Raw genomic sequence first — 16,217 nt, forward strand, 5'->3', positions numbered from 1 at the left:
AGTTGAGGAAAGTTCCTCAAGTACGCCGGTGGGCCGCCGATGCAACGCACATGTCATCCCCCGACTCGGCCGCGGAACCCCGGCGCCGGCTCTCCGTACCGCGGATCCTGTTGGTCGTCGTGGTCGTGGCCGCCGCGGTCACGGCGCCGTTCGCCTTCCGCACGGTCAAGGACCGGCTGGACGCGGGCGCCCCGCAGGCGTCGTCCTTCGCGCCCTACGTGGACGTGACCAACACCCCGCAGTTCACCTTCGAGGACCCGTCGGCCAACGCGGCCGGCAATGTGGTGCTCGGCTTCGTGGTCAGCAGCACCGACGTCGTCTGCCAGCCCAGCTGGGGTACGGCGTACTCGCTGGCCACCGCGTCGACCGGCATCGACCTGGACCGGCGGATCGCCCGGCTGCGCCAGCGCGGCGGGGACGTGACCGCCTCGTTCGGCGGGGCCGCGAACAAGGAGCTCGCGTCGGCCTGCACCGACCAGGCCAAGCTGACCGCCGCGTACCGGTCGGTGGTCGACCGGTACAACCTCACCTCGGTCGACTTCGACCTCGAGGACGGCGGCGAGACCTCGGCGGTCATGTCGCGGCGGGCCATGGCCGTACGCACGGTGCAGCAGAAGCAGAACGCGGCCGGCAAGAGCCTCGACGTGTGGCTGACCCTGCCGGTCGGCACGGACGGGCTCACGAGCGTGGGCGTGGCCGAGCTGGACGCGATGCTCGCCGCGGGCGTGGAAGTGGCCGGGGTCAACGCGCTCACGATGAACTACGGCTCGTCGGGCACCGGCAAGACGATGCGGTCGCTGGTCGAATCGTCGCTGACGTCGCTGGCCGGGCAGGTCGTCACCGCGTACGGCCGCGCCGGGACCCCGCTGAGCGCGAGCGAGGGCTGGCAGCGCATCGCGGCCACCCCGATGATCGGGCAGAACGACACGGCCGACGAGCGGTTCCAGCTGTCGGACGCGTCGGCGCTGATCGCGTTCGCCCGGGCCAAGGGCCTGCGGCGGCTGTCGATGTGGTCGGCCAACCGGGACAACAACTGCGGCGTGAACTACGTCGACACCACGCTGGTGTCCAACAGCTGCAGCGGGCTCGACCAGGCCGAGGGTGCGTTCTCCGCCCTGTTCAACGAGTTCACGGCGGTCGCGCCGTCGGCCGGTCCGGCGACCGCCGCGAGCGTCGCCGCGCAGCCCACCGACGACCCGTCCACGGCGCCGTACCCGATCTGGAACGCCCTGACGGCGTACGCCAAGAACTCGAAGGTCGTCTGGCACCACAACGTCTACCTGGCGAAGTGGTGGACCCAGGGCGACACCCCGGACGCGCCGGTGGCCGACGCGGCCCAGACCCCGTGGACCCTGATCGGCCCGGTCCTGGCCGGCGAGACCCCGCTCGCCACCGCCTCGTCGACCGTGACGGCCACGGCCTACGCCACGTGGAACCCCACCGCCACCTACGTCTCCGGCGACCGGGTCCAATATCACGGCGTCATCTATCAGGCGAAGTGGTGGACCCTCGGCGATGTGCCGGGCGCCCAGGTGAGCGACCCTTCGGACACACCCTGGCAGACTCTCTGACCATCGCCTGGCTGGATCGGACCCGGCGGCAGCGCCACCGGGTCCGATCCACCTGCGTTAACCGTGATCGACGTGCTCGTAGACGGCGTCGTGGGGACGTGGGCGAGCGCGCCACAGCGGAACCATCGCCCGGATCAGCCAGGCGAACGCGAGCAGCGCGGTGAAGCCGGCCATGAGCGGCTTGACGGCATCGCCGGCGAAGACGAACGCCGACGCGATGGGGAGCAGTCCGAGGATGAGGACGACGTCGGCGAGGGACCGACGGCCGCCCTCCGTCACGAGGATCGGGGGGTTCGTGACGAATTCGGGCTCGGTGGGCGCCCGGCCCACACCAACTTCGGCTTCGAGTAGTTGGCGGACCTCGGCCAGAGAATCCTCGGCTCCGGCGGCGCCCTGCTCCCACGCCACTCGCAGCCAGTACTCGGCCCGGATGAGGCTGCCGTTCTCCAGATGAAGGTTACCCAGCTCGTAAGCCGCGATTGCCAGCTCACTGGAGACCGCCTTGAGGCTCCCGTCGTGAATGGCCATGATCACTCCAGACAATATCGGTGTTGCAATGGCGGGGTGGTGGGGGAGATTGCCGACCTCCCCCTCGAAATCACGTCTTCGCTGATCAGTGGGACAAAGTGTGGCTCAGGTCGGCTTTCACGTCGCGGATCCGCTGGACGGCCAAGGAATAGGAGATTCCCCGAATCTGCGCGATGCGCTGGATCTTGAGCGTGTGATCGGCGCGCACCGGCTCGGTGATGGCATCGTAAAGCGCGGCTTCCGGCCACAGGCGGCGGCGAACCGCCTTGTTGATCACACTGCGAGTGTGATCCCACTCGAGCAGCTCCCGCTCGTCGTCGGCCACCCGTAGTCCGAATCGGATTCGGAAATCGCTGGGCACGTCCCACGAGAGGGGTTCGGGTCGCAACGCCTCCTGCTCTGCGGTCATGAAGATCACCGCTTGCGGATTGGTACAGCGCACCGGGTACGAGTAACGCTCGTACAACTTCTGATAGGCGCGCCAGACATAGGGAACAGGATCCTCACCCTCCTTCAAGACCTGGACCATTCGGCATACCGGCTTCGCGCAGAACAGAAGTGTCCTGTCGATCTCCGGCAAAGCCGCGCCAGGCTCGCAATCGTCCATGGCTATCTCCTCGTCGTGAACAATGGAATTATTTTCTGGTGCACTGCCGATCATGTTTTGGGGCAGCGTGGCGTTCATGAGATTGGCCCACGCGATACCGGCCATGATGCCGGGTCCCGGGCCTGCCACAACGCCGGTCGCACAACCCACCGCCGCCGCCGATCCCGCCGTGATGGTCCAGCGGATCCACGAGTTCTTCTTCGACATTTCCTCCGCCTCGAAGGCCCACGTCAGCAACAAAAAACCCGCAGCCGGTTCTGGCTACGGGTTCAGCGGTCGTGCGTTCGTGCGAATCTCAAGCTATCAGTTCGACCGGGGCGCGGACGGCAAACGCACCTGTCTCACTCGACAGGGTGGCGTCAGGAGGCCTTGTCGACGTACAAGCCCGCGCGCCAGGCGTCGGCCAGGGTGTCGAGGGGCAGGCCGAGGACGTCGCTGAGGCGGACGATGGTGCCGAAGGCGGGGGCGGGCAGGCGGCCGACCTCGATCTTGCGGAGGGTCTCGGGTGACATGCCGGCGGCGAGGGCGACCTCGACCAGGCTGCGGCCGTCACGGGCCCGCCGGAGGGCGACGCCAAGGCGCTGGCCGGCCGCGATCTGTTCGGCGGTGTGCGGTTGGCGAACCATTCCGTCACTATAACCCCCAAACGGACGTGGTATAACTATACCGTGATCGAGTTGAAGTCCCCCGCCGAGATCGGGCGCATGCACGTCACCGGCCGCTTCGTGGGCGAGGTGCTGGCCGAGGTCAGCGCGTCGGCCGCGCCCGGCGTCAACCTGCTCGACCTGGAGCACCAGGCCCGTGAGCTGATCAAGAAGCGCGGCGCCGAGTCCTCGTACTGGGACTATGCACCGTCGTTCGGCCGTGGCCCGTTCCGCAACGTGCTCTGCCTGTCGGTCAACGACGCGGTGCTGCACGGGCTGCCCCACGACTACACGCTGGCCGACGGCGATCTGCTGAGCATCGACATGGCGGTGGCCATCGACGGCTGGACGGCCGACTCGGCGTACTCCGTGGTTGTCGGCGAAGCCGCGCCCGAGGATCTCCGCCTCATCGAGGCGACCGAGGTGGCCCTGGAGGCCGGCATCAAGGCGGCCCAGCCCGGCGGGCGCCTGGGTGACATCTCGGCTGCCATCGGCGCTGTCGCCCGCGAGTACGGCTTCCGCGTGAACAACGAGTTCGGCGGGCACGGCATCGGCCGCACCATGCACGAGAGCCCGCACATCCCGAACGACGGCCGCGCCGGCCGCGGCATGAAGCTCACGCCGGGCCTCACCGTCGCCATCGAGCCGTGGTTCCTGACCACCACCGACAAGATCCGCTTCGACGAGGACGGCTGGACCATCCGCTCCTCCGACGGCTCACGCACCGCTCACTCCGAGCACACCATCGCCGTCACCGAGGACGGCCCGGTCGTGCTGACCCGCCGCCCCAGCGAGTCAGCCGAGAAACCCCAATAACTTCGGCCAGGCGTCCAGCCGCCCGACAGCGTCGGCCTGCTGGGTCCCACCGACCTCGGCGCCCGGGGCGGTCGCCTGGTTGGGTACCGGGTCACCGATGAAGTGACCGGCGTCCGGCTCACGCACTTCGGTGTACGGAAGTTCGCCCCGCCGGGCGCCGATGGCGCCGGCGTACGTGCAACTGGGCCAGAGCCGGTCACTGTCACCGCACAGCAGGAAGACGGGCCCACGGATCCGCTCGACGGGAATGACTGCCGACGGGGTTCGGGGCGGCGTGACGAAGCCGAACTCCGAGCGTTCGACGAACGGCAACGGCCGGCCGTGCAACGTCCACGCGGGCTGGGTGGTGTCCGGCAAGCCCGGGTTCACCACGCTGCTGGGCGAGGCGGCGACGACCCCGTGCACCAGGCCGGGGAAGTTGACGCCGAGCAGCAGGGCGGCTTCCGAGCCGCGGGAGATTCCGTAGACGTACAGCCGGGCGGGATCCACCCCCGGTTGCCGGGCCAGCCAGCGCAGGGCCGTGGCGAAGTATTCGAGAGGGATGCGCTCGAGGTGGGCCGGGCGCCCGGGCACGTCGAAGTAGCCGATGCCCAGCGCCGGGATGCCCTTCGCGGCCAGCGCCCGGGCGCTGGCGATCCCACCGCCGGCGCCACCCTCGGACCCACCGAAGGCGAGCACCGCGGGACGCCGGGCCCCGTCGCCCGCAGGAGCGAAGTAGGTGCCGGTGAAATCCGCGGCGACCTCCTGCGACGTCACCCCGGGGCCGCTCTCCAGACGCCGCAGCCGGGTGCTCGCGACCTGGTCACCGTCCACTATGGCGGCCAGGCGCACGGTCGTGCCGGACTCGGGTGGGCTCAGCGAGGACTTGCCCGGGCTCGTCATGGACCAGAGCAAGCCGGTGTCGTGAACTCCGCTGTACGACCCGGAGAGCGGCGCCTGGATGGCCGGATCCACCGCCCCGTCGTCGCTCGACTCGAAAGTGGCCGCGGACGACCACTGCGTACCGGCCTTGTCCCCGGCGGTCGCCCGGATGACGACTTCATGGTGGGCGGGGAGACCGGTGAGGGTCACGCCGAGCGGCGCGTCGAACAGCGCCGACGCGACGGCGACGTGGAACTCCGGCGAGGAACCGCTCGTACAGCCGGCGGAACCGAGCAGCACGGCCGCCACCGCGACGATCATCCGGCGCATGGTGACGATGGTAATCGATCGGTCAGGAGGGGCCGCTCCAGGCGGCGAGCAGGTCGAGGGCGTGGCGGGCGGGTGAGGACGGGGCGGCCAGGAAGACCATGAGCATCTGGTCCGGGTCGGTGGGGAAGGTCATCGCCTCGGTGTCCAGGGTGAGCTCGCCGACCAGCGGGTGGTGGATCGTCTTGCTGCCCGTGCCGAACTCGACCACCTTGTGGCCGGCCCACCAGCGGCGGAGGTCCCGGCTCTTCATGGAGAGCTCGCCGACCAGGGCGGTCGTCTTCGGGTCGTCGGGGTGGCGGGCGGCGTCCATCCGCAGCACGCCCACCATGTCGGAGGCGACCTGGCACCAGCCGTCGCCGAACAGCGAGCGGGCGCCCTCGTCGAGGGCGAGCCAGCGGGCCGCGTTGCGCTCCCGGGCCGGCATCGTGGTGAAGTCGGCCAGCAGCAGCGGGCCAATCGATTGCTGGCGAGCAGATCCGTGCGCCGGCCGAGGACGAGGGCCGGGACGTCGCCGAGCTGTTCCATCAGCGCCAGCGTCCCGGGCCGCACGGACTGCGCCTTCGGCGCCGCCCGGCGCCGGGCGGGCGGGGAGCGGCGGGCTGTCGTCGATGAACGGCCAGATCGCCTGGGCGTCCTCCGGCGTCTACTCCGCCTCCAAGGGCGCGGTCGAGCTGTTCAGCGCGGCGTTGGCCGAGGAGCTGGCCCCGGCCGGGGTCCGGGTCACGCTCATCGAGCCCGGCCTGTTCGCCACCGAGTTCGCCGGCTCCGTGCACGCCGTGCTCCCCGACGACGTGTACGCGCCGACCGTCGGCAAGTTCCTCTCCGACTTCTCCCAGTTGCCGCCGTCCGCCTTCGGCGACGCGGCCCAGGTGGCCGACGCGATCGTCGCGGTCACCAAGATGCCCGAGCCGCCGCTGCGCCTGGCCGTCGGGGCCGACGCCGTGGCCGGGATCCGGGCCGCGCTCCAGGCGCGCCTCGAGCAGCTCGACAAGTGGGAGAACGCATTGGCCTAACGGACCGGGCCTGTTTTGGCCCTCCGGCCGGGCCCGAACGGATCTAGCCTGGGGGCCGAACCCTCATCTCAAGGAGCTCCTATGACCCGGGTCGACTTCTACTTCGACGCCGCCTGCCCGTTCGCCTGGATCACGTCGCGGTGGATCCACGAGGTGACGCCGCTGCGCGAGCTCGACGTCCACTGGAAGCCGATGAGCCTGTACGTGCTCAACGAGAACCGTGAGCTGCCGGAGTCGTACCGCCAATTGGTCAACCGGTCGCTGGGCACGGCCCGGGTCGTCACCGCGGCCTGGGTGGAGCACGGCGACGGCGTGCTGGCCGGCCTCTACACGGCTCTCGGCACGCGGATCCACAACCAGGGCAACAAGGACCCCGACGTCGTGGTGCCCGAGGCGCTGCGCGAGGTGGGGCTGCCGGCGTCGCTGGCCGGGGCGGCCACCAGCGAGCAGTACGACGAAGCGCTGCGCAAGAGCCACCACGAGGGCATGGACCCGGTCGGCGACGACGTCGGCACGCCCACCATCCACATCGACGGCGTCGCGTTCTTCGGGCCCGTGCTCAATCAAATCCCGCGCGGTGAGGAAGCGGCCCGCATCTTCGACGGGGCGCGGGCGCTCGCCGACTACCCGGGCTTCTTCGAGCTCAAGCGAACCCGTACCGGCGGCTTGTCCTTTGACTGAACGACGGCCTCCAGGCCGTCGAGGAGACGCTGGAGGCCGTACTCCAGGAGGACGTCCAGGGTGAAGCTCTGGTCGCCGGAGGCGATGAAGCGGGCCATCAGCGGCAGCTTGCCCGTGCCCAGGACGGCGGCGAAACGGTCCTGCTGGTTCGCCATCCACTGCTCGTCGGTCAGACCGGTCTCCTGCTCGGCCTGGGCTTCCTCCTCGAGGTTGACGGCCGTGCCGCGGACGTAGTTGGCGAGCATCACCGAGGCCGTGAACTGGGTGCTCGAGTCGAGGCCGCACCGTTCGAGGGCCCGCATCGACCACTCGGTGTGGGCCATGCCGTGCGGGGCGAGCGGGGGCCGGGTGAACGACACCGCCTGGGCCAGCCAGGGATGGTCCCGGTACATCGTCCACTGCAGACGGGCGAGCGCCTCCAGGCACGTACGCCAGTCGTCGGCGCCGGGGTCCAGGCCCGGCGGCGGCGGATAGGCGGCCATCACCCGGTCCATCATGAGCAGGACCAGATCCTCCTTGTCCTCGACGTAGCGGTAGAGCGCCATCGTCGGCAGGCCGAGGTCGCCGGCGAGGCGGCGCATGGAGACGGCGGCCAGCCCTTCGGCGTCGCCGATGGCCACAGCGGCCTCGACGACCCGGTCCCGGTCCGGTGGCGGAGCGCCGCCGGTCACGATCGTGCCCAGGCCGGGCCGCGTCTCGACCAGACCGGTGTCGCGCAGGTAGGCGATGATCCGCGTGGCGGTGGCCATCGCGACGCCGTACGTGGCCATGATCTGCCGGGTCGACGGCACGGCGGCCCCGGGCGGCAGCGTGCCGTCCTTGATCCGGGCGGTGATCTCGGCGGCGATTCGCTGGTACAGGGGTTCCACTGCACTAGTGCACCACGAGACCCAGCCCCACGCCAAATGGTGGGGATAGCACTACCGACTAGCCAACTAGTGCGCCCGTACGGTGTATTCATCCGATCACGGGAGGGGCACCATCATGAATGACGCGGTCCGTGTGGAATCGCTGTACAAGACGTACGACAACGGGGTGACCGCCCTCGACGGCGTGTCGGCGAGCTTCGCCACCGGCACGTTCGTCGCGGTCATGGGGCCGTCCGGCTCCGGCAAGAGCACGCTGCTGCAGTGCGCGGCCGGCCTCGACAAGCCGACCGCCGGCCGGGTCTTCATCGGCGGCACCGAGCTGACGGCCACCAAGGACACCGCCCGGACGAAGTTCCGGCGCAGCCGGGTCGGCTTCGTGTTCCAGGACTACAACCTGCTGCCGTCGCTCACCGTCGAGCAGAACGTGCTGCTGCCGTTGCGGCTGGCCGGCAAGCGCAAGCCGTCCTCGCTGCCGTTCGTCCTCGGCCGCCTCGGGCTCGGCGACCGGGCCCACGAGCTGCCGGAGCGGCTCTCCGGCGGTCAGCGCCAACGGGTCGCCGTGGCCCGGGCCCTGGTCACCGAGCCGGCGGTCGTCTTCGCCGACGAGCCGACCGGCGCCCTCGACATGCGCAGCGCCCGGGAGGTGCTCGGCCTGCTGCGGGCGGCGGTGCACGAGTTCGGCCGTACGGTCGTGATGGTCACCCACGACCCGGTGGCGGCCGCCCACGCCGACTCCGTGATGTTCCTGGCCGACGGCCGGCTGGCCGGCACGATGCAGCGGCCCAGCGCCGACGCGGTGGCCGAGCGCCTCGCCCACCTGGGCGACAACACCGTGCGGGCCGCGGCATGATCGCCATCGCGCTGCGGAATCTGAAGCACCGGCCGGGCGGCTTCGTGGCCACCTTCGTGTCGGCGTTCCTCGGCGCCGCCCTGCTCATGGCCTTCGCGTCCCTTCTGGACACCGGTGACAGCGAATCGCTGACCTCGACGGCCACCATCGGCGGCGGCTGGTGCCTGGTCATCGTGGCCTTCGCGGTCACCTCGACGCTGAGCCTCTCGGTGCGGCAGCGCGCCGACCAGGTCGGGCTGCTGCGCTCGGCCGGAGCGACCGGTCCCCAGCTCCGCCGGATGATCGTCGGGGAGGCGGCGGCGGTCGCGCTGATCGCCTCGGCGGCGGCCGTGCCGGCCGGTTTCGCGCTCGGGCGGGTGCTGGTCGGCCTGCTGCAGAACACCGGGCAGGTCCCCTCGTCGACCGAGGCGGCCTTCGGGCCGATCGCCCTCGGCACGGGCTTCGGCGTCACCGTGGCCGGCGCGGTGCTGGCGGCGTTCGCGACCGCTCGCCGGACGGCCGGCAACGCCGGGGCGAAACCGGAAAGGCCGCGGCTGCGCCGGATCGCCGCGGTGGTGTTCCTGCTGGCCGGGGCGAACTGTTCGGTGCTGACGGCCACCGTGATGGACGGCAAGGGCGTCGACGCGATGCAGACGGCCGGTCAGGCCGGCATCTGGGCCGCGATCGGCCTGGCTCTGCTGTCGCCCGAGCTGCTACGGCTGGTCACGGCGGTGATCGGTCCGCCGGTACGCAGTTTCGGCGGCGTGGCCGGGGAGCTGGCGGTCACCGGCGTGCACTCGCGGGCCCGGCAGCTGGCCGGCGCCGTGATGCCGGTGCTGATCTTCACCGGCATCGCCACCGGCACCGTCTACATGCAGGGCATCGAGGACCGGGCGGCCGAGGGGCAGATCCAGCCCGCCTACGCCCAGGACATCCAGACGCTGAACTACGTCGTGGTCGGCATGATCGCTCTCTTCGTGGCCGTCATGCTGGTGAACACGCTCATCGCGGCCACCACGTGCCGCCGCCGCGAGTTCGCCCAGCACCGCCTGGCCGGCGCCACTCGCGGGCAGGTCCTGGCGATGGTCTCGCTCGAGGTCGTGCTGGTCACCGTCACCGGCGTGCTGGGCGGCTCGCTGGCCGCGTTGTTCACCATCGTGCCGTTCGGCTCGGCCCGGGCCGACCGCCTCTGGCCCGACGCCGAACCTTGGCAGTACGGAGTCATCGTCGCCCTGGCCGTGCTGCTGACGGCGGCCGCGACCGTGCAGACCACGCGACGCGCCCTGCGAGGGCCGGCCACCGCCGCCGTCCGAGCCTGAAACCCGGCCCGCCCGTCCATGCCCGGTAGCGGTTGTCTCGCTACCGGGCATGACTGCTCAACGTCTTGCCAGATCACTGCGTAAGTTGGTCATCGTCCGCCCTTGTCCGTCGCCGCTGTCGTTCGCCTTGGGAGGCGTCATGTGGCCGCTCTACGCGGCGGGGTTCACCACCGCCTTCGGGGCCCACGCGATCGCCGCGAATCTGGGTGGGTTCTCGGATGACGCCGTCACCTCACTACTGGTGCTCGGTGGGCTTCTCGCCCTGTACGACGGGGCCGAGGTGCTGCTGAAGCCGGTCTTCGGCAGCCTGGCCGACCGGGTCGGCGCGAAACCGGTGCTGCTGGGCGGTCTGATCGCGTTCGCCGCCGCGTCACTGGTCTACGTCGTCGCGGACAGCCCCGGCTGGTTGTGGGCGGCCCGGCTCGGGCAGGGCGCGGCCGCCTCGGCCTTCTCCCCCGCCGCCTCGGCCCTGGTGGCCCGGCTCAACCCGGCCGCCAAGCACGGGCGGGCGTTCGGCTCGTACGGCTTCTACAAGTCCATCGGCTACACCCTCGGCCCGCTGCTCGGCGGGGTGCTCGTCTGGGCCGGCGGCCTCCGTCTGGTCTTCGTCGTGCTGGCCGTGCTGGGCGCCGCCGTCGCGCTGTGGGCGGCCTCGGCGGTCCCCGCCGTCCCGCCGCTGCCCAAAACCCGGCAGACCGTCGTCGACCTGGCCCGCCGGCTGGCCGACCCCGCCTTCCTCATCCCGACCGGCGCCCTGGCCGCCGCGACCGCCGCGCTGTCGGTCGGCGTCGGCTTCCTGCCCGTCTCCGGCCGCGCCGCCGGCCTGGGCCCGATCGCCACCGGCGCCGCCGTCTCGGTCCTGGCCATCTGCGCCGCTTTCATCCAGCCGTGGGCCGGCCGCGCCCTCGACAACGGCCGCCTGCCCACCCGCGCCGGCCTCACCGTAGGCCTGCTGCTCACCGCCGCCGGCCTGGCCGCAGCCGCCCTCCCCGGCCTGCCCGGTGTGCTCCTGGCCGCCGTCCTCACCGGCGCCGGCACCGGCCTGATCACCCCTCTGGGCTTCGCCGCCCTCGCCGCGAGCACCCCACCCGAGCGCCTCGGCCAGACCATGGGCTCAGCCGAGCTGGGCCGAGAACTCGGCGACGCCGGCGGCCCCCTCCTCGTCGCCGCCGTCGCGACTCTCGCCACCCTGGCCTGGGGCTACGCCACCCTGGCCCTCGTGGTGGCCATCCTGCCCCTGCTGGTCCGCCGCCGCGCCACCCTTTGAGCCAGCAGCACGAAAGTTCAGCCCATCGCCCGACAACCTGACCGCGCTGGTTTTGTTCGCGAGTTTGGACGCCAGATGTCGCTGAGTTTCGGCACCACCGAGATCTCACCTATCCCGATGTTCGCGAGTTCGGGACCCGCCCCGAGCGAGACCCGCTCAGGCGTCATCGGACAACCCCATCGTTCACGCACGGTGACGATCTGGCTGAGACAGGGCACGCCTTGTCTGCGGCAAATCCTGATGCTCTCGCTCGCCATGTAAGGCCCGTATGCCGTCGGCGCGGGACGCCTTGTAGGCAATCGTCTATATCCTGCGCTGATGGAGAACCGGAACCCTGCTCTGGTCTTCGGCGAGGTCGCCGACGACTACGACCGTGTCCGCCCGGCGTACCCCGTCGACCTGTTCCGTGACGTGCTGAGTTACAGCCAGCCCAACATCGGCGGCCTCCGGGCGCTGGATGTCGGAGCGGGCACAGGCCGGGCCACTGAGGCGTTTGCCAGAGAGGGTCTACCAGTCGTCGCCCTGGAGCCGGACGACGCCATGGCCGAGGTTCTCGCCCGGCGAATGACCCCATTTCCGAGAGTGCAGGTGGTACGCGGCAGCTTCGAGGAGTTCCGTCCCACACAGCGGTTCGGGCTGCTGTTCAGCGCGGAGGCATGGCACTGGACTGCGCCGGAGACGCGATGGTCACTGGCTGCGGACGCGCTGGCGGACGGCGCGACGCTGGCCCTGTTCTGGAACACCGAGCGGATCGCCGAACCCGCCCTGCGAACGAGCATGCTGGAGATCTTCGCTGCGCATGCTCCCTCGGTAATCATCAACGACGAACCGATGACCGCCGAACAGGTGGCATCGTTGGCCGGGCGATGAGCTGTCCGCGGTCGCCGCGTTCGAGAGCCTAGCCAGCCGCCCCTACCAACGTCGGTGGAACATGCCGAGGACGGACTACCTTGGGTTGACCCAGACCAGGTCGCAGTTCCGGATGTTGCCCCCACCGGCGCGCCACAACCTGCTGGCGGCGTTGGCAACGCTATTCAGCGACGAAGTGCCGCTCGTGATCCACACGACGCTGATCCTCGCCCGACGCCAGCCAGCATAAGCCGGCTGCTTCGAGCATCTTCACTGATCGCCTGCACGCAGCGTGAGCGGGCTCCTGAGGAGCCGTCGGCGCCACCCGCCGGTCAAGATCCTAAGAGTTGTCGTTTCTCACGGACATTGCGGCGACCGGTGCCGGCAGAGTGGTGCCGAAAGTCGCGAACGAAGCCACCGCGCAGAGCCGCACGCGCGAACGCTCAAGTAGGACCATCTGCGATGCTCAAACGCTCAAGTTCGGGGGTGCGAACGCGCGGGGTGGGGTGACGGCGCGGGGTGGCGGCCACGCGCGGTGGGTGACCGCGCGGAGTGAGGTGACCCCGGGGGTGGGCGGCCGCGCGGAGTGGGTGGCCACGTGGAGTGGGTGGCCACGCGCAGTGAGCTGACCGCGCGGGGTGGGCGGCCACGCGGAGCGGGTGGCCACGCGCAGTGAGGTGACACCGTGAGGTAGGCGGCTACGCGGAGCGGGTGGCCACGCGCAGTGAGGTGACACCGTGGGGTAGGCGGCCACGCGGAGTGGGTGACCGCACGAGATGGGGTGACGGCGGGATTCGGACGCGCGAACGCCCGGACGCGCGAACGCCCGGACGCGCGAACGCCCGGACGCGCGAACGCCCGGACGCGCGAACGCCCGGACGCGCGAACGCCAACGGCCCCGGCCTGAGGCCGGGGCCGGGCGTTGACGAACTTACTTGCCGTGGCGGGCGTACTTGGCGCGGAACTTCTCGATGCGGCCGGCGGTGTCGAGCACGCGCGTGCGGCCGGTCCAGAACGGGTGGCTCGCCGAGGAGATCTGGACGTCGATCACCGGGTAGGTCTGGCCGTCGGTCCACTCGATGGAGTTCCGGCTCGTCTCCGTCGAACGGGTGAGGAACGCGAAGTCAGCGTTGCGGTCGCGGTAGACGACGCGGTGGTAGTCCGGGTGAATGCCGTTCTTCATGGCTATCTCCTCCAAAGGAACGTCCACCACAACCAGCCCCAGGGGCCTGGTATTCCGCGCTCAGGGTCTGCTGGATCACACCCGCTCAGCTGCTAAAACTCGGCCGAGGCGGCGTCCAGGGCAGCGATCTCGGCGGGGGTCAGGTCGAGCGTCGCCGAGGCGAGCAGGGCCGGGAGCTGGTCCGCCGAGCGGGCGCTGGCGATCGGCGCCACGACCTGCGGGCGGGCGCGCAGCCAGGCCAGGGCCACGGTCGCGAGGGCCACGTCCCGGTCCCGGGCGATCTTGTCGAGGGCGTCGACCACGTCAAGGCCGCCGTTGCTCAGCAGGTCGGCCGCTCCACCGCCGCGCGGGGACTTCGACAGGTCCTGCTCCGTACGGTATTTGCCGGTCAGGAAGCCGGCCGCCAGGCCGTAGTAGGGCACGACGGCCAGGTCGTAGGCGGCCGCGACCGGCGCGATGTCCTTCTCGTACTTGGCGCGGGCCACCAAGTTGTAGTGCGGCTGCACGGCCACCGGCACGGCGAAACCCTCGCGCCGGGCGATCTCGACCCACTCGGTGATGCGGGCGCCGGTGTAGTTCGACACCGCGATGGCGCGGACCTTGCCCGCCCGGACCAGCGCGTCGAACGCGGCCGCGGTCTCGGTCAGCGGCGTGGCCGAGTCGTCGTAGTGCGCGTAGTAGAGGTCGATGTGATCGGTGCCCAGGCGGGTGAGCGACGCGTCGGCGGCGGCCGCGATGTTGCTCGCGGAGAGACCGCGGAACTGCGGGTGCTGGCTGACCTTGGTCGCCACGACGATCTGGTCACGGTTGCCGCGGGCGCGCAGCCACGCCCCGATGATCGTTTCGGACTCGCCGCCGGAGTTGCCCGGCACCCACGCGGAGTAGCCGTCGGCGGTGTCGACGAAGTTGCCACCGCCGGTCACGTACTGGTCGAGCACCTCGAACGAGGTGTCCTGGTCGCTGGTCCAGCCGAAGACGTTGCCGCCGAGCGAGAGCGGAAAGACGTCGATGCCGGAGGTGCCGAGAGTCGCCATGAGCCCCACATCCAGAAAAGAGATCAACTCCCCGAACCTAGCGCGGAGGTAGGAGAACGGCATCACATGCCGCAGAGTCCGTAACCGGTATGACGACACGTATTGATATGGGTCGATAAGAGCGGCAGCCTCGGGAGTAACCCCCGAGGAGGAAGCATGCTGCTACGCAGGATCGCCGCGGCTCTCTGCGCCACCGCGCTGGCCGCCGTCGGAGTCCAGGCCACGAGCGCCGGACCGGCCGCCGCCGCACCCAGGGTGCTCTACTACGACGCCAGCCAGGCCCAGGAGTTCCGCTCCGTCGTCGACCAGGGCGCCCAGATCTGGAACAACTCGGTCACCAACGTCCGCCTGGTCGCGGTCAGCGCGGGGCAGACACCCAACATCCGGGTGTACGCCGACAACGGCTGGCCGCGCACCTACTCGACCTCCCTGGGCAACGGCCGCTGGTACATGGGCCGCGAGGCGGTGAACGACGGCTACTACCAGGCCCGGATCGCCGCGCACGAATTCGGCCACATCCTCGGCCTGCCCGACCGCCGCACCGGCCTCTGCGCCGACCTGATGTCCGGCAGCAGCGCCCCGGTCTCGTGCACGAACGCCAACCCGAACAGCAGCGAGCGGGCCTCGGTCAACCGGCTCTTCGCCACGGCCACGGCCCCGGCCACGGCACCCCAGGTGTACGCCTGGGCCGGTTGACGAATCCTTGATGAAGGGCCGGCGGGAGACCGCCGGCCCTTCGCCGGCTCAGGCGGCGGGCAGGCCGCCCACCTGCGTGTTGACCCAGGTACGGATCGAGGGCAGGTCGCCGTAGATGGACGGGGCGGTAGCGCAGGTCGAACTGCTGTTCCCGGCCCGGCTGGTCACCCCGATCAGGTTCCACCGGCCGCTGACCGCCCGGACCTGCGGGCCACCCGAGTCGCCGTAGCAGGCGCCGGCGTTGCCGTTCGTGTTGTTGGTGCAGATCTCGTACGCGGCGTTGATGCCCGCGCATCGACTATCGGCCACGACCGAGGTGTCCAGCTCGTTGGCGACGCGCGGCGTGGAACCGCATCCCCGGGTCGGGCACGTCTGGCCCCAGCCGATGATGCGGGTGGCAGTGCCGACCGCGCCCGAGGCCGTCGGGATCGGCGCCGGGGCGTACGTCACGGAGGTCGCCAGCTCCAGCAGCTTGACGTCGATCGACGGGTGATTGACACCCCGCCGTACGGCGACCACCGTGCCGCCGCTGGCACGGTCGACGCTGCCGACCCGCACCGAAGAGGGCGTCGGGCAGTGCTTGGCGGTCACGGCCCAGTTGGCCTTGATCAGGGATCCGGTGCAGCCGGACACGTAGACCATGAACGAGTAGTTCTCGCTGGCCGGCCGTCCGTTGACGACGTTCGTGCTCGGCGCGGGTTCAGCCGCCGGCGCCGCACCCGCGGTGGCGGGAGCGAGCAGCCCGGCCGCGACCACAGAGACCGCGACGAGCGTACGGGCGAGGATGCGCATGGTTTCGTCCTCCTCGAACTCGATGGAGGACACACCGTAGCGTTGAATTGATGAACGTCGATACATACCAGCTCGGGCCTACCGCGAGACGATGACCCACCCGAGAGGCCAGGGCAGGCCGGGGCGGGGCAGGCGGGGGCGACGCGGGCCAGAGGGCGCGGGAGAGGGCCCGGGGTTGAGAGCGCGCAGCGGGGCGCAGGGTTGGGAGCGCGCGGTGGGGCGCGGGGTTGAGAGCGCGCGGTGGGGCGCGGGGTTGAGAGCGCGCGGTGGGGCGCGGGGTTGAGAGCGCGCAGCGGGGCGCGGGGTTGGGACGGGCGGGCCCCGAAGC

Annotated in this window: 17 protein-coding genes and 1 pseudogene; 9 read left to right on the forward strand and 9 right to left on the reverse strand. The window is 70.7% G+C overall.

What is annotated here, in order from left to right; all coding sequences use genetic code 11:
- Positions 1–50 precede the first annotated feature (50 nt).
- Positions 51–1,571, forward strand: a complete 1,521-nt coding sequence (locus AB0J66_RS06910; protein ID WP_364656541.1) for a chitinase — start codon at positions 51–53, stop codon at positions 1,569–1,571.
- 57 nt (positions 1,572–1,628) lie between these two features.
- On the opposite strand, the gene AB0J66_RS06915 is transcribed toward AB0J66_RS06910, so the two are convergent.
- The 3 genes from AB0J66_RS06915 to AB0J66_RS06925 form a co-directional block, all read right to left on the reverse strand.
- On the reverse strand, positions 1,629–2,099 hold the full coding sequence (locus AB0J66_RS06915; protein WP_364656543.1) for a hypothetical protein: 471 nt from the start codon (positions 2,097–2,099) through the stop codon (positions 1,629–1,631).
- Between the two features lie 85 nt (positions 2,100–2,184).
- Positions 2,185–2,913: a hypothetical protein gene (locus tag AB0J66_RS06920; RefSeq protein WP_364656546.1), complete on the reverse strand. Its 729-nt coding sequence runs from the start codon at positions 2,911–2,913 to the stop codon at positions 2,185–2,187.
- A gap of 152 nt (positions 2,914–3,065) precedes the next feature.
- Positions 3,066–3,332 (reverse strand): helix-turn-helix transcriptional regulator, encoded by a 267-nt coding sequence (locus tag AB0J66_RS06925; RefSeq protein ID WP_364656548.1) that lies wholly within the window; start codon positions 3,330–3,332, stop codon positions 3,066–3,068.
- 42 nt (positions 3,333–3,374) lie between these two features.
- Between AB0J66_RS06925 and map the strand changes: the two genes are divergently transcribed.
- Positions 3,375–4,166 carry a type I methionyl aminopeptidase gene (gene map, locus AB0J66_RS06930; protein WP_364656551.1) on the forward strand — a complete coding sequence of 264 codons (792 nt, stop codon included), beginning with the start codon at positions 3,375–3,377 and terminating at the stop codon, positions 4,164–4,166.
- Here map and AB0J66_RS06935 read toward each other — a convergent pair.
- Both AB0J66_RS06935 and AB0J66_RS06940 read right to left on the reverse strand, forming a co-directional pair.
- Positions 4,146–5,357, reverse strand: a complete 1,212-nt coding sequence (locus AB0J66_RS06935) for an acyl-CoA thioesterase/bile acid-CoA:amino acid N-acyltransferase family protein (RefSeq protein WP_364656554.1) — start codon at positions 5,355–5,357, stop codon at positions 4,146–4,148. The two genes, map and AB0J66_RS06935, sit on opposite strands and share 21 nt — an antisense overlap.
- A gap of 22 nt (positions 5,358–5,379) precedes the next feature.
- Positions 5,380–5,882, reverse strand: a pseudogene (locus tag AB0J66_RS06940) (hypothetical protein).
- A gap of 83 nt (positions 5,883–5,965) precedes the next feature.
- Here AB0J66_RS06940 and AB0J66_RS06945 point away from each other — a divergent pair.
- Positions 5,966–6,370: an SDR family NAD(P)-dependent oxidoreductase gene (locus AB0J66_RS06945; RefSeq protein WP_364656557.1), complete on the forward strand. Its 405-nt coding sequence runs from the start codon at positions 5,966–5,968 to the stop codon at positions 6,368–6,370.
- Between the two features lie 81 nt (positions 6,371–6,451).
- Positions 6,452–7,051 carry a DsbA family protein gene (locus AB0J66_RS06950; protein WP_364656560.1) on the forward strand — a complete coding sequence of 200 codons (600 nt, stop codon included), beginning with the start codon at positions 6,452–6,454 and terminating at the stop codon, positions 7,049–7,051.
- Here AB0J66_RS06950 and AB0J66_RS06955 read toward each other — a convergent pair.
- A complete protein-coding gene (locus AB0J66_RS06955; RefSeq protein ID WP_364656563.1) occupies positions 6,994–7,920 on the reverse strand; it encodes a TetR/AcrR family transcriptional regulator C-terminal domain-containing protein in 927 nt (308 codons plus the stop codon). The genes AB0J66_RS06950 and AB0J66_RS06955 overlap by 58 nt on opposite strands.
- A 115-nt stretch (positions 7,921–8,035) precedes the next feature.
- Between AB0J66_RS06955 and AB0J66_RS06960 the strand changes: the two genes are divergently transcribed.
- From AB0J66_RS06960 to AB0J66_RS06975, 4 genes are all read left to right on the forward strand, one after another.
- Positions 8,036–8,770, forward strand: a complete 735-nt coding sequence (locus tag AB0J66_RS06960) for an ABC transporter ATP-binding protein (protein ID WP_364656566.1) — start codon at positions 8,036–8,038, stop codon at positions 8,768–8,770.
- Positions 8,767–10,068 carry an FtsX-like permease family protein gene (locus AB0J66_RS06965; protein ID WP_364656568.1) on the forward strand — a complete coding sequence of 434 codons (1,302 nt, stop codon included), beginning with the start codon at positions 8,767–8,769 and terminating at the stop codon, positions 10,066–10,068. The genes AB0J66_RS06960 and AB0J66_RS06965 overlap by 4 nt, the downstream gene beginning before the upstream one ends.
- Positions 10,069–10,207: 139 nt before the next feature.
- A complete protein-coding gene (locus AB0J66_RS06970; protein WP_364656571.1) occupies positions 10,208–11,335 on the forward strand; it encodes an MFS transporter in 1,128 nt (375 codons plus the stop codon).
- Positions 11,336–11,653: 318 nt separating this feature from the next.
- Positions 11,654–12,205, forward strand: coding sequence for a class I SAM-dependent methyltransferase (locus tag AB0J66_RS06975; RefSeq protein WP_364656572.1), 552 nt, complete (start codon positions 11,654–11,656; stop codon positions 12,203–12,205).
- Positions 12,206–13,115: 910 nt separating this feature from the next.
- Here AB0J66_RS06975 and AB0J66_RS06980 read toward each other — a convergent pair.
- Together AB0J66_RS06980 and AB0J66_RS06985 are read right to left on the reverse strand one after the other, a co-directional pair.
- Complete coding sequence (locus AB0J66_RS06980; RefSeq protein ID WP_097329175.1) at positions 13,116–13,367, reverse strand: type B 50S ribosomal protein L31; 252 nt, start codon at positions 13,365–13,367, stop codon at positions 13,116–13,118.
- 92 nt (positions 13,368–13,459) lie between these two features.
- Positions 13,460–14,428, reverse strand: coding sequence for an aldo/keto reductase (locus AB0J66_RS06985; protein ID WP_364656575.1), 969 nt, complete (start codon positions 14,426–14,428; stop codon positions 13,460–13,462).
- A gap of 129 nt (positions 14,429–14,557) precedes the next feature.
- Between AB0J66_RS06985 and AB0J66_RS06990 the strand changes: the two genes are divergently transcribed.
- Positions 14,558–15,097, forward strand: coding sequence for a snapalysin family zinc-dependent metalloprotease (locus AB0J66_RS06990; RefSeq protein WP_364656577.1), 540 nt, complete (start codon positions 14,558–14,560; stop codon positions 15,095–15,097).
- A gap of 48 nt (positions 15,098–15,145) precedes the next feature.
- Here the strand turns inward: AB0J66_RS06990 and AB0J66_RS06995 are convergent, their stop codons facing one another.
- Positions 15,146–15,922 (reverse strand): trypsin-like serine protease, encoded by a 777-nt coding sequence (locus AB0J66_RS06995; protein ID WP_364656579.1) that lies wholly within the window; start codon positions 15,920–15,922, stop codon positions 15,146–15,148.
- Positions 15,923–16,217: the final 295 nt, after the last annotated feature.

Origin of the sequence: Actinoplanes sp. NPDC049598, from assembly GCF_040675435.1 — a bacterium.
In the GTDB taxonomy this organism is placed as follows: domain Bacteria; phylum Actinomycetota; class Actinomycetes; order Mycobacteriales; family Micromonosporaceae; genus Actinoplanes.